The organism is Pigmentiphaga sp. CHJ604, from assembly GCF_036972535.1.
Taxonomy (GTDB): Bacteria; Pseudomonadota; Gammaproteobacteria; order Burkholderiales; family Burkholderiaceae_B; genus Pigmentiphaga; species Pigmentiphaga daeguensis.
The window spans coordinates 1,072,358-1,086,287 of record NZ_CP136998.1; the positions used below are offsets into that span (position 1 = coordinate 1,072,358).

Annotated in this window: 13 protein-coding genes; 6 read left to right on the forward strand and 7 right to left on the reverse strand. The window is 68.7% G+C overall.

What is annotated here, in order from left to right:
- Positions 1-12 precede the first annotated feature (12 nt).
- The 3 genes from fahA to R4823_RS05250 are packed head-to-tail and all read right to left on the reverse strand — an operon-like array spanning position 13 to position 2,841.
- A complete protein-coding gene (gene fahA, locus R4823_RS05240; protein ID WP_338617777.1) occupies positions 13-1,281 on the reverse strand; it encodes a fumarylacetoacetase in 1,269 nt (422 codons plus the stop codon).
- A gap of 8 nt (positions 1,282-1,289) precedes the next feature.
- Entirely contained in the window at positions 1,290-2,243 is a 954-nt protein-coding gene (locus R4823_RS05245) for a tripartite tricarboxylate transporter substrate binding protein (RefSeq protein WP_087837223.1), read from the reverse strand.
- Between the two features lie 25 nt (positions 2,244-2,268).
- A complete protein-coding gene (locus tag R4823_RS05250; protein ID WP_087837222.1) occupies positions 2,269-2,841 on the reverse strand; it encodes a cupin domain-containing protein in 573 nt (190 codons plus the stop codon).
- 152 nt (positions 2,842-2,993) lie between these two features.
- Between R4823_RS05250 and R4823_RS05255 the strand changes: the two genes are divergently transcribed.
- On the forward strand, positions 2,994-3,662 hold the full coding sequence (locus tag R4823_RS05255) for a TetR/AcrR family transcriptional regulator (protein ID WP_087837221.1): 669 nt from the start codon (positions 2,994-2,996) through the stop codon (positions 3,660-3,662).
- Between the two features lie 4 nt (positions 3,663-3,666).
- On the opposite strand, the gene R4823_RS05260 is transcribed toward R4823_RS05255, so the two are convergent.
- Positions 3,667-4,581 carry a LysR family transcriptional regulator gene (locus R4823_RS05260; protein WP_338617779.1) on the reverse strand — a complete coding sequence of 305 codons (915 nt, stop codon included), beginning with the start codon at positions 4,579-4,581 and terminating at the stop codon, positions 3,667-3,669.
- Positions 4,582-4,928: 347 nt separating this feature from the next.
- Between R4823_RS05260 and R4823_RS05265 the strand changes: the two genes are divergently transcribed.
- From R4823_RS05265 to R4823_RS05285, 5 genes are all read left to right on the forward strand, one after another.
- Entirely contained in the window at positions 4,929-6,419 is a 1,491-nt protein-coding gene (locus R4823_RS05265) for a chlorohydrolase family protein (RefSeq protein ID WP_338617781.1), read from the forward strand.
- Between the two features lie 51 nt (positions 6,420-6,470).
- Positions 6,471-7,022 (forward strand): tripartite tricarboxylate transporter substrate-binding protein, encoded by a 552-nt coding sequence (locus tag R4823_RS05270; RefSeq protein ID WP_087837218.1) that lies wholly within the window; start codon positions 6,471-6,473, stop codon positions 7,020-7,022.
- Positions 7,023-7,120: 98 nt separating this feature from the next.
- Positions 7,121-7,684: a dCTP deaminase gene (dcd, locus tag R4823_RS05275; protein ID WP_087837217.1), complete on the forward strand. Its 564-nt coding sequence runs from the start codon at positions 7,121-7,123 to the stop codon at positions 7,682-7,684.
- Between the two features lie 317 nt (positions 7,685-8,001).
- On the forward strand, positions 8,002-10,263 hold the full coding sequence (locus R4823_RS05280) for an arginine/lysine/ornithine decarboxylase (protein ID WP_087837216.1): 2,262 nt from the start codon (positions 8,002-8,004) through the stop codon (positions 10,261-10,263).
- Positions 10,263-11,477 (forward strand): NAD(P)/FAD-dependent oxidoreductase, encoded by a 1,215-nt coding sequence (locus R4823_RS05285; RefSeq protein WP_338617784.1) that lies wholly within the window; start codon positions 10,263-10,265, stop codon positions 11,475-11,477. Before R4823_RS05280 ends, R4823_RS05285 begins: the two co-directional genes overlap by 1 nt.
- Here R4823_RS05285 and R4823_RS05290 read toward each other — a convergent pair whose 3' ends face one another.
- From R4823_RS05290 to R4823_RS05300, 3 genes are read right to left on the reverse strand one after another with little or no spacing between them, the layout of a single operon-like run.
- Positions 11,478-12,032 carry a 3-isopropylmalate dehydratase gene (locus R4823_RS05290; RefSeq protein ID WP_132978944.1) on the reverse strand — a complete coding sequence of 185 codons (555 nt, stop codon included), beginning with the start codon at positions 12,030-12,032 and terminating at the stop codon, positions 11,478-11,480. It lies immediately after the preceding gene.
- Complete coding sequence (locus R4823_RS05295) at positions 12,029-13,285, reverse strand: aconitase family protein (RefSeq protein ID WP_087837213.1); 1,257 nt, start codon at positions 13,283-13,285, stop codon at positions 12,029-12,031. The genes R4823_RS05290 and R4823_RS05295 overlap by 4 nt, the downstream gene beginning before the upstream one ends.
- Positions 13,282-13,929, reverse strand: a complete 648-nt coding sequence (locus R4823_RS05300; RefSeq protein ID WP_165963005.1) for an RraA family protein — start codon at positions 13,927-13,929, stop codon at positions 13,282-13,284. Before R4823_RS05300 ends, R4823_RS05295 begins: the two co-directional genes overlap by 4 nt.
- Position 13,930: the final 1 nt, after the last annotated feature.

A 13,930-nucleotide genomic window follows, 5' to 3' on the forward strand; every position in this document is an offset into this window, starting at 1 on the left:
CCCCCCGCGCGTTCAGGGAATGGCCGGCAGCACTCGCCCCCGTACGCTGCCGAAACCCACGCGCAGCGCGCCTCGGCGGGCATGGCCGCGAATGACGACTTCGTCGCCGTCCTGCAGGAAGCCGCGCGTGCTGCCGTCCGCAAGGGCCAGCGGTTGCCTGCCGTTCTCGGTCAGCTCCAGCAGGCAGCCTCGCGCCTCGGGGCTCGGCCCGCTGATGGTGCCCGAGCCCATCAGGTCGCCGGTGCGCAGGTTGCAGCCGCTGCTGGTGTGGTGCGCGAGTTGCTGCGCCATGGTCCAGTACAGGTGCCGGAAGTTGCTGCGGGTGATGGTCGCGGATGCGCCGTCCGGCGTGCCGAGTTCCACCGACAGTTCGATGTCGTAGGCGTGGCGATCGGTTTCTCGCAGATAGGGCAGCGGCACCGGATCCTGTTGCGGGGCGTCCACCCGGAAGGGCTGCAGGGCGTCCAGCGTGACCACCCACGGCGAGATCGACGTGGCGAATGCCTTGGCCTGGAAGGGGCCGAGGGGAACGTATTCCCAGCGCTGGACGTCGCGGGCGCTCCAGTCGTTCATCAGCACCATCCCGAAAATGCGCGCGATCGCGGCATCGGGATCCAGCCGGCTGCCCAGGGCCGTACCCGGCCCCACGAAGAAGGCCGTTTCCAGTTCGAAGTCCAACTGGCTGCAGGGCCCCCACTCGGGCGCGCCGCCGGCGACGGGCAGTTGCCCCATGGGGCGGTTCACGTCGTGGCCGGACAGCACCACCGAACTGGCGCGGCCGTTGTAGCCGATGGGCAGGTGCTTCCAGTTGGGAGTGAGCGCATTGGCCGGATCCCGGAACAGCTTGCCCACGTTGGTGGCGTGGTCCTCCGACGAATAGAAGTCGGTGTAGGACGCGATCTCGAACGGCAGGTGCAGCGTGCACGCCTGCATGGGCAGCAGCGCGCGGGAGCGCAATCCGGCGTCGTCGCGCAGGCGCGAGTCGGTGCCGGACAGCAGCGCCGCCAGGCGTGCCCGGACCGCGTTCCACACGGGCCGGCCGGCGGCGGCGAAGGCATTCAGGCTGCCCTGGCCGAACAGCGCCGGTCCCGAGGGCGTGGGCAGCAGTCCCGCGCGCTCGAGCGCGTGCAGGTCCACCACCCAGGAGCCCAGCGCGGTACCGGCCCGGAGCCCGCCGTCCGGCGTGGAAAAGATGCCGTAGGGCAGGTTCTGGATGGGGAAGTCGCTGTCGGGCTCGACGTCGATGAAGGCGTGCAGCGACGCATCGATGATCTCGTACATGGCCGCGCTCAGTTGCCGGTGTTCAGCAGGCCGAGCGACTGGATCAGCGCACGGTTGGTGTCGTTGTCGCTGGCCAGCCGGCTGGCGAAGGTGGCGCTGTCCAGGTAGTTGACCTGCTGGTAGAGCTGGCCGGCCGCCTTCTGGAATTCGCTCTTCTGCGTGGCGGCGTGGCAGGCTTGCTGGAGCTTGTCGCGCGCGGCCTGCGGCACGCCGCGGCTGACGTACAGGCCGTTGCGGGCGATGACCGCGTGCTTGATGCCGAACTCCGTGATGGCGGGTACCTCGGGCAGGCCGGCCAGGCGCTTGTCGCCGTACACCGCCAGGATGCGCAGGTCCTTGCCCACCACCGACGAGACGCCCAGGGCGCCGAAGTCGATGTGGCCGCCCAGCAGTTGCGGGATGACCTGGGCATCGCCGCGGAAGGCGATCTCGTTGAAGTTCACGCCCGAGGACTTGGCCAGGTTGGCCGTGGCCAGGTGCGGTACCGATCCGGGACCGGCGTGGCCGTAGGACAGCTTGCCCGGCTGCTGGCGCGCCTGGTCCAGCAGTTCCTTGACGCTGTGGATGGGCGAGTCCTTGCGCACGGCGATGACGAACGGGTTCTCGAAGATCTGGCAGATCGGCGTGATGCTGTCGGGCTGGTAGGGCAGGCGGCCCATCAGGAAGGGGGCCTGGGTCAGCGGCGACGAGGGCGAGAACAGCACCGTGTAGCCGTCGGGACGCGCGGAGGCCACGGCGGCCACGCCTATGGTGCCGCCCGCGCCGTCGCGGTTGTTGACGACGATCTGCGTCGACAGGATCTCGGACAGTTCGCGGCCGAAGGCGCGCGCCATGACGTCCACGCTGCCGCCCGCCGAGTACGGAACGATCAGCTCGACCGGGCGCGACGGGTAGGTCTGGGCGGTGGCCGTGGCGCACATGGCGGCCAGGAGCGGAACGAACAGGATCTTCTTGAAAGACATGCTTGGTCTCCTCTTGGAGTGGGGGTTACTGCTGCACGGGCAGGGCCGGATCGAACTTGCCGTCGACCAGGACGAACAGCACGCGGGCCGGCTCGTTCGTGCGGTTGGTCCAGGCGTGATTGGTGCCGCGCTGGATCAGGACTTCGCCGGCGCCGAGCGTGACCTCGGATTCATCCAGCAGCATGGTGATCTCGCCCGACAGCACGATGGCGTAATCGATGGTTTCGGTGCGATGCATGAAGGGGTGGCGCTGCTTGCCGCCGCCCTGGGCGGTCAGCGCATGCTGGCCGCCGAACATCGAGAACGCCTGTTTGGCGGCATCGGCATCCACGTCGCGCAGTTCCAGGCCGGCGGGCGGGAATTCGATGATGCGCACCACCGTGCCCAGTTTCGGCGGGGCCAGCGACACCGGCCCCAGGGTGGGGTCGGCGCCATTGTCGATGGGCGCGGGGGCCGTGGGCGTCAGCCACAGCTGGGTCAGGTAGTAGCCGGGGCGGCTGGCATCGTGGCGGACGTTGGGCGCATAGCCGTCCTCCAGCACGACGGCGCGGCCCTGCTCGTCATGGCCGGTCACGACACGGCGGATCTTTCCGTTCATGGGGTTCCTCATGCGGGCGCCGGATGGCGCGTCAGGGTCCATCATAGGAATTCCCAGCCATTCGGTCAAACGAATGATTCAATCAATCGACTGAAACAAAAATCCAGGCTTTGCGGGTAACATAGGCTCCCTATCGCTTTCCGGACGACTCCATGCCCAGCCCCGCCGCCGATCCCGCCGAATCCGCCTCTACCCGCGACCGCATCGTCGACGTGGCCGAGCGGCTGTTCGCCGAGCACGGCTACAACGGCGTATCGCTGCGCACGATCACCGCCACCGCCGGCGTCAACATGGCCGCCGTGCACTACTACTTCCGGACCAAGGAAGGATTGCTGCGGGCGATCTTCGAGGCGCGCGTGGGCCGGATGAACGACGAGCGGCACGCGCTGCTGCAGGCCTGCGTGCCCGCCGACCCGCAGGCGCGGCCCGAGGTGCGCGCCGTGCTCGAGGCCTTCATCGGACCGGGCATGCGCGTGGGGCAGACCGAGGAGGGCGCCCGCTTCAACCGGCTGTCGGCCATCTGCTCGGTCGAGCCCGATCCGGCGGTCAAGAACATCGTGTTCGGCGTCCACGACGACGTCGGCCGGCTGTTCGTCGACATCCTGGCCCGCGCCTGTCCCCACTTGACGCGGGATGAGCTCTACCTGCGGCTGCAATGCGTGTTCGGCAGCATGATGTACATCCGCGCCGACAACGGCCGCGTCGCCCGGCTGATGCCGGACGTGCGCGCCACGCCGGTGTCCGCCGCCAGCGTCGACCTGACCCTGTCGCGCCTGCTGGATTTCCTGGCAGCGGGGCTGGCGGCGCCCGCCGCCGGCTAGCGCCTTACATCACAACTCCCGGCAGACCTCGAAGATCAATTCCCCGCAGCCAGCGCTGGGACTGGCTGGGATGGGTCCGTTCGTGCCAGAGCTGCGAGACGACGAACTCGCCCAGCGGCAGCGGATGGGGCACCATGCGCAGCGGATAGAGACCGCAGAAGGCCAGGGCGATGCGGCGGGTGACGGTGGCGATCAGGTCGGTGCAGGCCAGCGTGGGGGCGATGGCGAGCATGTGGGGAACCTGGGCGGCGACGTCGCGCGAGATGCCGTGCTGTTGCATCGCATCCTGCAGCACGCGCTCGCGCGCGCCGTTCTGGCGCGGCATGGCGACGTGCCGCGCCGAGGCGAACTGGCGGGGGCCGAGCGTCTGGCCATCCAGCGGGTGGCCGATACGGTGCAGGCAGACGTAGTCGTCCCTGAACAATTCCTGCCGGTAGATGGGATAGGTGGCGGTGGCCACCGGCGACAGTACCAGGTCCACCTTGCCCAGCAGCAGCAATTCCTCGGGCATCAGGGGCTCGATGGGGTGGATGGCCACCGACACCGAAGGGGCCTCCGAGGCCAGGCGCCGCATGAGCGCGGGCAGCAGGGTAAAGGTGACGTAGTCCGTGGCCGCGATGTTGAAGTGCATGCGGGCGGCGTGCGGCGCGAAGGGCTCGGACGGCGAGGCCAGTCCGTTCAGGGCGAGGATGGCGTGGCGCACGCCGGTGGCCATCTCCATGGCCTTGTGGGTGGGGACGACGCCGCGCCCGTTCCGCAGGAACAGCGGGTCGCGGAAGATCTCGCGCAGCTGCGCCAGCCCCTTGCTGACGGCGGACTGGCTGATGTCGATGCGATCCGCGGCGCGGGTCACGTTGCCTTCGGCCAGCACCGCGTCGAAGATCATCAGGAGGTGCAGGTCGACGTGCTTGATATCCATGGGTCCGGGCTTCGTCGGGGCCGGTGGGCGGCCGTGATAATCAAATATTCCATAACGGAATCGAGATAGCCATTCCTGGCGGGAGAGCGCGGTCCGGCCAGATCCTCGCTATGGGGCCGTGCGCCGTCCGTCCCGCTTCTGCCCGCATCGGGCTCGTTCTTCGTCGATTTCACGCATTCCCGGATGGTGCCTGTATCCGTTCCGCGGTACCTGCGAGCCGGGTTGCGGGTCCCTTTCGACCGGCTCCGCCGCGTTGACAGTCCCGGCAATTGCTCAGCATGCTGAGAACCTGTCTCGGGCAGTGCATCGCAGGATCAATATTCGCAGAACGAGGGAAAAAGACCAGCATGAAAACCAGGATCAACGGCGACTGGGTGGTGGGATACGAGAACGGCGGGCATGTGCTCTACCGGCAGGCCTGCGTGGTCTACGACGGGGACCGTATCGTCTACGCGGGGGACGATTACCGGGGCGAGGCGGACCGCGTCATCGAGGCGCCGGGCTGCCTGTTGTCGCCGGGCTTCATCGACACGCACGTGCACTCGGGTCACCGCGCGCTGCACAAACTGCTGACCGACCACGGCCGGGCGGACCTCTTCGGCCAGCCCTACATGGACGTCACGATCGCCCGGTCGGGCACGCGCATACAGGGCTATCCCAATTACCTGACCCAGGAAGAGGCGCAGGTGGATCCCGGCATCGCCCTGCATGCGGCGTTCACGGTCAGCGAACTGCTGCGCAACGGCGTGACGACTTTCGTCGAACTGGGCGGGCACGTGATCGTCCAGGAGGCGCTGTGGAGGCAGTGCGAGGCGCTGGGGGTGCGGGGCTACCTGGGACCGGGCTACGACAGCGGCCGCTGGGCCTCGGACGACGACGGCAACCTGACGCGCGTGCCCTATCCCGACGGCGGCCTGCATCTGTTCAACGACGCGGTGGCGTTCATCGAACGGGTCGAGCGCGATCCGAGCGACCTGGTCCACGGCATCCTGGTGCCGCGCGAGGTCGAGAACTGCAGCGTCGACATCCTGCGCCGGACGGTGGCGGCCGCGCGCGACCTGGGCGTGCCGATGGCGACGCACGCGGGCTACAACGTCATCGAGTTCTACGAGACCGTGCGCGAGCACCGCAAGACGCCCATCGAGCTGCTGGACAGCGTGGAGATGCTGACCCCCGCGCTGAACATCGGGCACGCCAACTTCATTTCCGACAGTCCGCGCCTGAACTACTCGGGCGGCAGCGATCTCAGGCGCATGGGGAAGAGCCGGGTCTCGGTGTCCCACTGCCCGATCAACATCGTGCGCCGGGCCCGCGTGCTGGATTCGTGGAAGTCGTACCGCGAGGCCGGGGTGAACATGACGATAGGCAGCGATACCTATCCGCGCGACATGATCATGAACATGCGCACGGCTTCCTATCACGGCAAGGTCATGAGCCATGACCTGACGGCGGCCAGCGCGCAGGAGGTGTTCGAGGCGGCCACGCTGGGCGGCGCCCGGTCGCTGGGCCGCGAGGACCTGGGGCGGCTGGCGCCGGGCGCCAGGGCGGACATCGTCGCCATCAATCTGGGGCGCAAGGACGTGCTGCGCTACGGGCCGATCTGGGATCCGATATGCAGCCTGGTCGAGTGCGGGGTGGGCGACGACGTGGACCTGGTCGTCACCGGCGGCGAGATCCGCATGCGCGACGGCCGCATTCCCGACGTCGACCTGGGCGGCCTGCGCGCCGAGGCCCAGGCCTTCGCCGAAAAGGTCTGGGGCCAGGTCCAGGACTGGGACCCGCTGCGGCGTACCGCCCGGATGATGTGCCCGCCTTCGTTCTGTCCCGATTGCGAATAGCTTGGGGCGCCGCCCGCGGCGCCCGGATCCGATCGTTTCCAAGGATATGCCATGAAGACCTCACGCTTTTCCCTTGCCCGGACGAATCTCCTGCGGGCGGCCGCCTGCGCGGTGGCGGCCTGCCTGGCGGCCGAGATCTTCGCCGGGCGCGCGGGCGTCGGCCTGCTGCACGTGCCCTACAACAGCGTGTCGGCGGCGCTGGCGGACGTGGCGGGCGGCCAGATCGACATGATGATCGCGCAATTGCCGGCGGCGCTGCCGTTCATACGCGGCGGGCGGGTCAAGGCGCTGGGCGTCGTCGCCGAACAACGCTCGCCGCTGGTGCCCGAGATGCCGACGCTGAAGGAAGCCACCGGGCTTTCCTTCGGCGACGCGGTCTCGTGGTCGGGGCTGATGGCTCCGGCCGGCACCCCGCTGGCCCTGCGGGAGAAGATCGCCCGCGCGGTCACCCGGGCAATGCGGTCTTCCCAGGCCCGGGAACTGCTGGCGCGCCAGGGCACGGTGGGGCTGGGCGGGACGCCGGACGATCTTTCCAAGGCCATCGCCGAGGATTCCCGCCGGTACGGCCAGGTGATCAAGGCGCTCGACATCCGGCTGGACTGATTCGAACGGGGCGGGGGGCGGCGGGGGGTATTGGGGGTATCCCCAGTCCAGCTACAATTCCCCCTTTCACGTAGACGTCCCCTGACGAGACCCCGTCCATGAGTATCAAAAGCGACCGCTGGATCCGCCGCGTGGCGGCCGAAGGCATGATCGAGCCATTCGAGCCCGGCCAGGTCCGGGCGCACGACGGCAAGCGCATCGTCAGCTACGGCACGAGCAGCTACGGCTACGACGTGCGCTGCGCCGACGAATTCAAGATCTTCACCAACATCAATTCGACCATCGTCGATCCCAAGGCCTTCGACGAGAAATCCTTCGTGGATTTCAAGGGCGACGTCTGCATCATCCCGCCCAACTCCTTCGCCCTGGCCCGCACGGTCGAGTACTTCCGCATCCCGCGCAGCGTGCTGACCATCTGCCTGGGCAAGAGCACCTACGCGCGCTGCGGGATCATCGTCAACGTCACGCCCCTGGAACCCGAGTGGGAAGGCCACGTGACGCTGGAGTTCTCGAACACCACGCCCCTGCCCGCCAAGATCTACGCCGGCGAGGGCTGCGCGCAGATGCTGTTCCTGGAAAGCGACGAAGTCTGCGAGACGTCCTACAAGGACCGCGGCGGCAAGTACCAGGGCCAGCAGGGTGTGACGTTGCCGCGGACGTAGCCCCCCCCTACGCGCTGACGCGCGCCCCCCAGGGGGCGATGCGGGTGGACCGGCGGAGCCGGATCCACCGCATCCTGGGTCTGGGGGCAGTGGGGTGCGTGGGGTGGTCCTCAAACCGACACTGAATTGTTTTACGCTAGTCGTTGTTTATTTTTACGCCCGGAGGCGCTGTGCGAGGTAACTTGCTTGCGGCCGGCCGTTTTTCAACCGATTTCCCTGCCGCCACGTGCCCATCCAGGGCACAGCGGATCTGGCTTTGCCAGTCCGCCAGTGCCGCCCCCTGGGGGGCGCGCGTCAGCGCGTAGGGGGGGACCTCAATGAAATTCCGTTTCCCCATCGTCATCATCGACGAAGACTTCCGTTCCGAGAACGCTTCCGGGCTGGGCATACGCGCGCTGGCCGCGGCCATCGAGGCCGAGGGCATGGAGGTGCTGGGCGTGACCAGCTACGGCGACCTGTCGTCGTTCGCGCAGCAGCAGAGCCGCGCCAGCGCATTCATCCTGTCGATCGACGATGAGGAGTTCGGCGAAGGGATGCCCGACGATGTGGCCAATGCGGTCAGCAAGCTGCGGGCCTTCATCGGCGAGCTGCGCTTCCGCAATGCCGAGATCCCCATCTACCTGTACGGCGAGACCCGTACCTCGCGGCACATCCCGAACGACATCCTGCGCGAGCTGCACGGGTTCATCCACATGTTCGAGGACACGCCGGAGTTCGTGGCGCGCCACATCATCCGCGAGGCCAAGAGCTACCTCGAATCGCTGCCGCCGCCGTTTTTCCGTGAACTGGTCAAGTACGCCCAGGACGGTTCGTATTCCTGGCACTGTCCGGGGCACTCGGGCGGGGTGGCGTTCCTGAAGAGCCCGGTGGGCCAGATGTTCCACCAGTTCTTCGGCGAGAACATGCTGCGCGCCGACGTCTGCAACGCAGTGGACGAACTGGGGCAACTGCTGGACCACACCGGCCCCGTGGCGGCTTCCGAGCGCAACGCGGCGCGCATCTTCAACGCCGACCACTGCTTCTTCGTGACCAACGGCACGTCCACGTCCAACAAGATCGTCTGGCACGCCAACGTGGCGCCGGGCGACGTGGTTGTGGTGGACCGCAACTGCCACAAGTCCATCCTGCACGCCATCATCATGACGGGCGCGGTGCCGGTGTTCCTGCGGCCCACGCGCAACCACCTGGGCATCATCGGGCCGATTCCGCTGGAGGAGTTCCGTCCCGAGAACATCCAGAAGAAGATCGACGCCAACCCCTTCGCCAAGGACAACGCGGGCCGCAAGCCCCGCATCCTGACCATCACGCAGAGCACCTACGACGGCGTGGTCTACAACGTCGAGATGATCAAGGAGCTGCTGGGCAGTTCCATCGATACGCTGCACTTCGACGAGGCCTGGCTGCCGCATGCGGCATTCCACGACTTCTACAAGGACATGCATGCCATCGGCAAGGACCGTCCGCGCAGCGCCGAGGCCGTGGTGTATGCCACGCACTCGACGCACAAGCTGCTGGCGGGCATCTCGCAGGCCTCGCAGATCATCGTGCAGGAGTCGGAGAGCCGCAAGCTGGACCGGCACATCTTCAACGAAGCCTACCTGATGCATACGTCGACCTCGCCGCAGTATGCGATCATCGCCTCGTGCGACGTGGCCGCCGCGATGATGGAGCCGCCCGGCGGCACGGCGCTGGTCGAGGAGAGCATTCTCGAGGCGCTGGACTTCCGCCGCGCCATGCGCAAGGTAGAGGCCGAATTCGGCTCCAGCGACTGGTGGTTCAAGGTCTGGGGGCCGGACGACCTGGTGTCCGACGGCATAGGCGAGCGCGACGACTGGCTGCTCGACACCAACGCCGAGTGGCATGGTTTCGGCGAGCTGGCGCCGGGCTTCAACATGCTCGACCCCATCAAGGCGACCATCGTCACGCCGGGGCTGGACGTGTCGGGCACGTTCGGCCAGACCGGCATTCCGGCGTCCATCGTGACCAAGTTCCTGGCCGAGCACGGCGTCATCGTCGAGAAGACCGGCCTGTATTCGTTCTTCATCATGTTCACCATCGGCATCACCAAGGGCCGCTGGAACACCCTGCTGACCGCGCTGCAGCAGTTCAAGGACGACTACGACAAGAACCAGCCGATGTGGCGCATCCTGCCGGAGTTCTGCCATGACTATCCGCAATACGAGCGGGTGGGGCTGCGCGACCTGTGCACGCGCATCCACGACATGTACCGGGCCCATGACGTCGCGCGCCTGACCACCGAGATGTACCTGAGCGACATGGTGCCGGCGATGAAGCCGTCGGACGCCTTCGCCAAGATGGCGCATCGCGAGATCGAGCGTGTCGACGTCGACCAGCTCGAAGGCCGCATCACCAGCGTGCTGCTGACGCCGTATCCGCCGGGCATCCCGCTGCTGATCCCGGGCGAGCGTTTCAACCAGACCATCGTCAAGTACCTGCAGTTCGCGCGCAAGTTCAACGCCCAGTTCCCCGGGTTCGGTACCGACATCCACGGCCTGGTCGAGGAAGTGCTGCCCGGCGGCGAAGTCCGCCACTACGTGGACTGCGTGAAGGACGACTGATGTCCGCATTACGGCCGGCCGCGACGTACGATGTCGCGGTCATCGGCGCGGGCGCGGCCGGCATGATGTGCGCGGCGGTGGCCGGCCAGCGCGGCCGGCGCGTGGTGCTGATCGACCACGCCCGGCGGCTGGCCGAAAAGATCCGCATCTCGGGCGGCGGGCGGTGCAACTTCACCAATCGCGACGCCGGACCCGCCAACTTCATTTCCGCCAACCCGCACTTCTGCCGCTCGGCGCTGTCGCGCTACACGCCGCGCGATTTCCTGGCGCTGGTGGCGCGCCACCGCATCGCCTGGCACGAAAAGCACCGGGGCCAGTTGTTCTGCGACGAGTCCAGCGAGGACATCATCCGCATGCTGCGCGCCGAATGCGACGCGGGCGGCGTCGCATGGCGCATGCCGTGCACGGTAGAATCGGTGGACCAGGGCGAGGCGGGCTTCGCGCTGGGCACCTCGTCCGGCGCCATCCACGCCCGACGCCTGGTCATCGCGACCGGCGGGCTGCCCGTCGCGCAGATCGGCGCCTCGGATTTCGGCCTGAAGATCGCGCGGCAGTTCGGCCTGAAGATCGTCGAACCCCGCCCGGCGCTGGTGCCGCTGACCTTCGATGCCGCGTCATGGAAGCCCTTCGTTCCCCTGGCCGGCGTCGCGCTGGAGGTCGACATCCGCACCGGCGCCGGCCGGCACGCGGCCGCGTTCCGCGAGGACCTGTTGTTCACCCATCGCGGCCTGTCCGGTCCGGCGGTGTTGCAGATTTCGAGCTATTGGCAGCCGGGCGAGGCCATCGTCATCGACCTCGCGCCCGACGTGGACCTGGTGGCCGACCTGCTGGCCGCCAAGGCCGGCGGCCGCCAGCACCTGGGCAACGTGGCGGCCGGCATGGTGCCGCGCCGGCTGGCCGAGCAGTGGCTGGCCGCCGCCCATCCCGGGCTGGGGGAACAGCGCATCGCCGACCTGCCCGACAAGGCGTTGCGGCAGGTGGCCGAGGGCATGAAGCGCTGGACCGTGATCCCGTCGGGCACCGAGGGATACCGGAAGGCCGAGGTCATGCGCGGCGGCGTCGACACGCGCGGCCTGGACCAGCAGACCATGGAAGCCAAGGCCGTTCCCGGCCTGCACTTCATCGGCGAAGTGGTGGACGTGACCGGCTGGCTGGGAGGCTACAACTTCCAGTGGGCCTGGGCCTCCGGCGTGGCTTGCGGCCAGGCGGTCTGATCATGCGCGCGGCGCCTCGACCGGCAGGCGCATGCCGGGATGGGTATCCAGCCACGCGGCCAGCGTGCCGCGAGTGCCGCCGCGCCGGACCACGTCCGCCAGCAGCGGGGACAGGGGCGGGACGTCGACGCGTTGCCCCGTGTCCAGGTTGACGACCGCGCCCGTGCGGAAATCGACGTCCAGCCGATGGCCGGTGCGCGCGAACGCGTCGCCGGCGGGCAGGCCGGCCAGGACCGGGACACCTTTCGAGATCGCGCCGCGCAGCGTCTTGTACGGCATCGATACGCACAGCACCGACAGGCCCAGGGCCGCCATCGCGATGAAACCCTGGAAGTGGGGCTTGCCGCAGCCGAAGTTCGTGCCGGCCACGATGATGTCCCCTGGTCGCACCCTGTCGGGGAAGGCTGGATCCACCATCCTGAGCAACTCGGGCAGCAGTCGCTGCGGATCGTCGATGCGGCGTATCGCCATCTCGAAGGGGATGAGGCCGTCGTCCAGGGGAATGTCGTCGCCGAACACGTGGCAGCGCCCGACGCATCGCATGGTGGCGGTCATGGCGCAAGCTCCCGCGGATCGGCGATGCAGCCGGCCAGGGCCGATGCCGCGACCGTCAGCGGACTGCCCAGGTAGGCCTGGGCGGACTTCGCGCCGAAGCGGCCGGCATGATTGGTCGCAGCCGTGGAAATGGAGGTCTCGCCATCGGCCAGGGGGCCCATCACTCCGCCCGCGCACGGTCCGCATCCGGGGGGAAGCAGCATCGCCCCGGCTTCCTGGAACACCGCCGCGAGCCCGTCGCGGGCCATGCGCAGCGAGGTCTCGACGGTGCCCGGGACGATGAACATGCGCACGTGGCCGGCGATGCGGCGGCCGCGCAGCAGGGCCGCGGCCGCGGCGAAATCCTCGTACATGCCGGATCCGCACGACCCGATGTAGGCGTGGTCCACGTGCCGTCCGGCCACTTCGCCGACATCCGTGCCCAGGTGCGGGCCGCCGGGCAGGGCGACCTGCGGCGCCAGGCCCGCCAGGTCGATGTCGACCTCGGCCTCGACCGGCGCGTCGGCATCGCCGGCGTGGACGGCGCCATCGCCGGCCGGGGTGAACCAGACATTGGCGACGCCGATCTCGGTCAGCGAGTTGCAGAGGGCGACGCGTTCCGACAGCGGCAGCCTGGCCGCATGGTCGCCCGCGAACTCGATCACGCGGTTGTCGTGCGCGGGCAGCCGGCCGCTGGCGAAGAGGCGCGTGACATGGAAACCGACGTCGCGGGCGGTCAGCGCCGGCCCGGTGGTGCCTTGCAGGCGCACGCGCACGGTCGCGGGCACTTGTTCCCAGACCGAGCCGGTGGCCAGTACCGAGACGATTTCCGGGCCGGGCGCGCAAGCGACCGCGCCGACCGCGCCGAAGTTCGTGGCGTGCATGTCGTAGCAGGACAGGAACATGCCCGCGCGCACCAGGCCCGTCTCGATGGGGAAAAGGTGCCCGTGGCCGCCGCGGCCGGCGTCGTAGAAGCGGCCCACGTTCCAGTCGCGGGCGATCTGGCGGATGCGGCGGGCGCGCAGGGCCGAGGCCGGGCTGGCGTAGGCCACCTCATGATCGGTCACGAACATCACGCGCTCGGGGCGGGCGATGCGGCGGTACCCCAGGCTCGACAGTTCGTTGTAGGCCGACTCCACGTAGCCGTCGTGGATGATGACCAGTTCGGGTTCGGGCGAAACGATGTCGCCGGGCCGGACGTAGGGCTTGCCGCTGGCGCGCGCGAGGATTTTCTCGGCGCCCGTCTGCGGAATCCTGGTTGCGATGCGGTTCATGACGGTACCGTATGGGCGGCCTTGCGGGCCATGACATCGGCGTAGCGGCCACCTGCGTCCACGATGCGGGCGGCCTCGCGTTCGAAGTCCAGCCGCGCCTGCAGCCGTTCCAGGAAGCGGGCGGCACCGGCGCGCGGAATGACGACGATGCCGTCGTCATCGGCGCAGAGGATGTCGCCGGCATGGACCAGCCGTCCACCCACTGACACCGGCACGCCCGTCTCGCCCCGGCGCCCGCTCGACCAGCCGGTGGCCACGGCGCCGTGGGCGAATACGGGGAAGCGCGCGCGGCGTATCTCGGCAAGATCGCGGACCCGCCCGTTGCTGACGACGCCGGAGACGCCGCGGCGCTGGGCGACGGCCGTTCCCGTGCCGCCCCAGGTGCAGGCGTCCGGCGCGGGGCCGACGTCGATCACGATGACCGAGCCCGGCGGCGCTTCGTCCGCCGCGCGCACGATCTCGTCGCCGTAGCCGGCGGGCGCGCGCACGGTGTGCGCCGGCCCCACGCACAGCACGCCGGGCACGAGGGCGGACAGCGAGGGCGACAGGTGGCCCGCGCGCTCCATGGCTTCGTGGGCGGCCGCGGCCGAGGCTTGCCGCAGCAGCGCGCACAGCGCGGCGATATCGGCGGTGTCCTGGGCCATG

Excerpts from the sequence above, each read along its gene's own strand:
- fahA (WP_338617777.1), bottom strand. The coding sequence starts at position 1,281 with ATGTACGAGATCATCGATGCGTCGCTGCACGCCTTCATCGACGTCGAG.
- R4823_RS05245 (WP_087837223.1), bottom strand. The coding sequence starts at position 2,243 with ATGTCTTTCAAGAAGATCCTGTTCGTTCCGCTCCTGGCCGCCATGTGC.
- R4823_RS05250 (WP_087837222.1), bottom strand. The coding sequence starts at position 2,841 with ATGAACGGAAAGATCCGCCGTGTCGTGACCGGCCATGACGAGCAGGGC.
- R4823_RS05255 (WP_087837221.1), top strand. The coding sequence starts at position 2,994 with ATGCCCAGCCCCGCCGCCGATCCCGCCGAATCCGCCTCTACCCGCGAC.
- R4823_RS05260 (WP_338617779.1), bottom strand. The coding sequence starts at position 4,581 with ATGGATATCAAGCACGTCGACCTGCACCTCCTGATGATCTTCGACGCG.
- R4823_RS05265 (WP_338617781.1), top strand. The coding sequence starts at position 4,929 with ATGAAAACCAGGATCAACGGCGACTGGGTGGTGGGATACGAGAACGGC.
- R4823_RS05270 (WP_087837218.1), top strand. The coding sequence starts at position 6,471 with ATGAAGACCTCACGCTTTTCCCTTGCCCGGACGAATCTCCTGCGGGCG.
- dcd (WP_087837217.1), top strand. The coding sequence starts at position 7,121 with ATGAGTATCAAAAGCGACCGCTGGATCCGCCGCGTGGCGGCCGAAGGC.
- R4823_RS05280 (WP_087837216.1), top strand. The coding sequence starts at position 8,002 with ATGAAATTCCGTTTCCCCATCGTCATCATCGACGAAGACTTCCGTTCC.
- R4823_RS05285 (WP_338617784.1), top strand. The coding sequence starts at position 10,263 with ATGTCCGCATTACGGCCGGCCGCGACGTACGATGTCGCGGTCATCGGC.
- R4823_RS05290 (WP_132978944.1), bottom strand. The coding sequence starts at position 12,032 with ATGACCGCCACCATGCGATGCGTCGGGCGCTGCCACGTGTTCGGCGAC.
- R4823_RS05295 (WP_087837213.1), bottom strand. The coding sequence starts at position 13,285 with ATGAACCGCATCGCAACCAGGATTCCGCAGACGGGCGCCGAGAAAATC.
- R4823_RS05300 (WP_165963005.1), bottom strand. The coding sequence starts at position 13,929 with ATGGCCCAGGACACCGCCGATATCGCCGCGCTGTGCGCGCTGCTGCGG.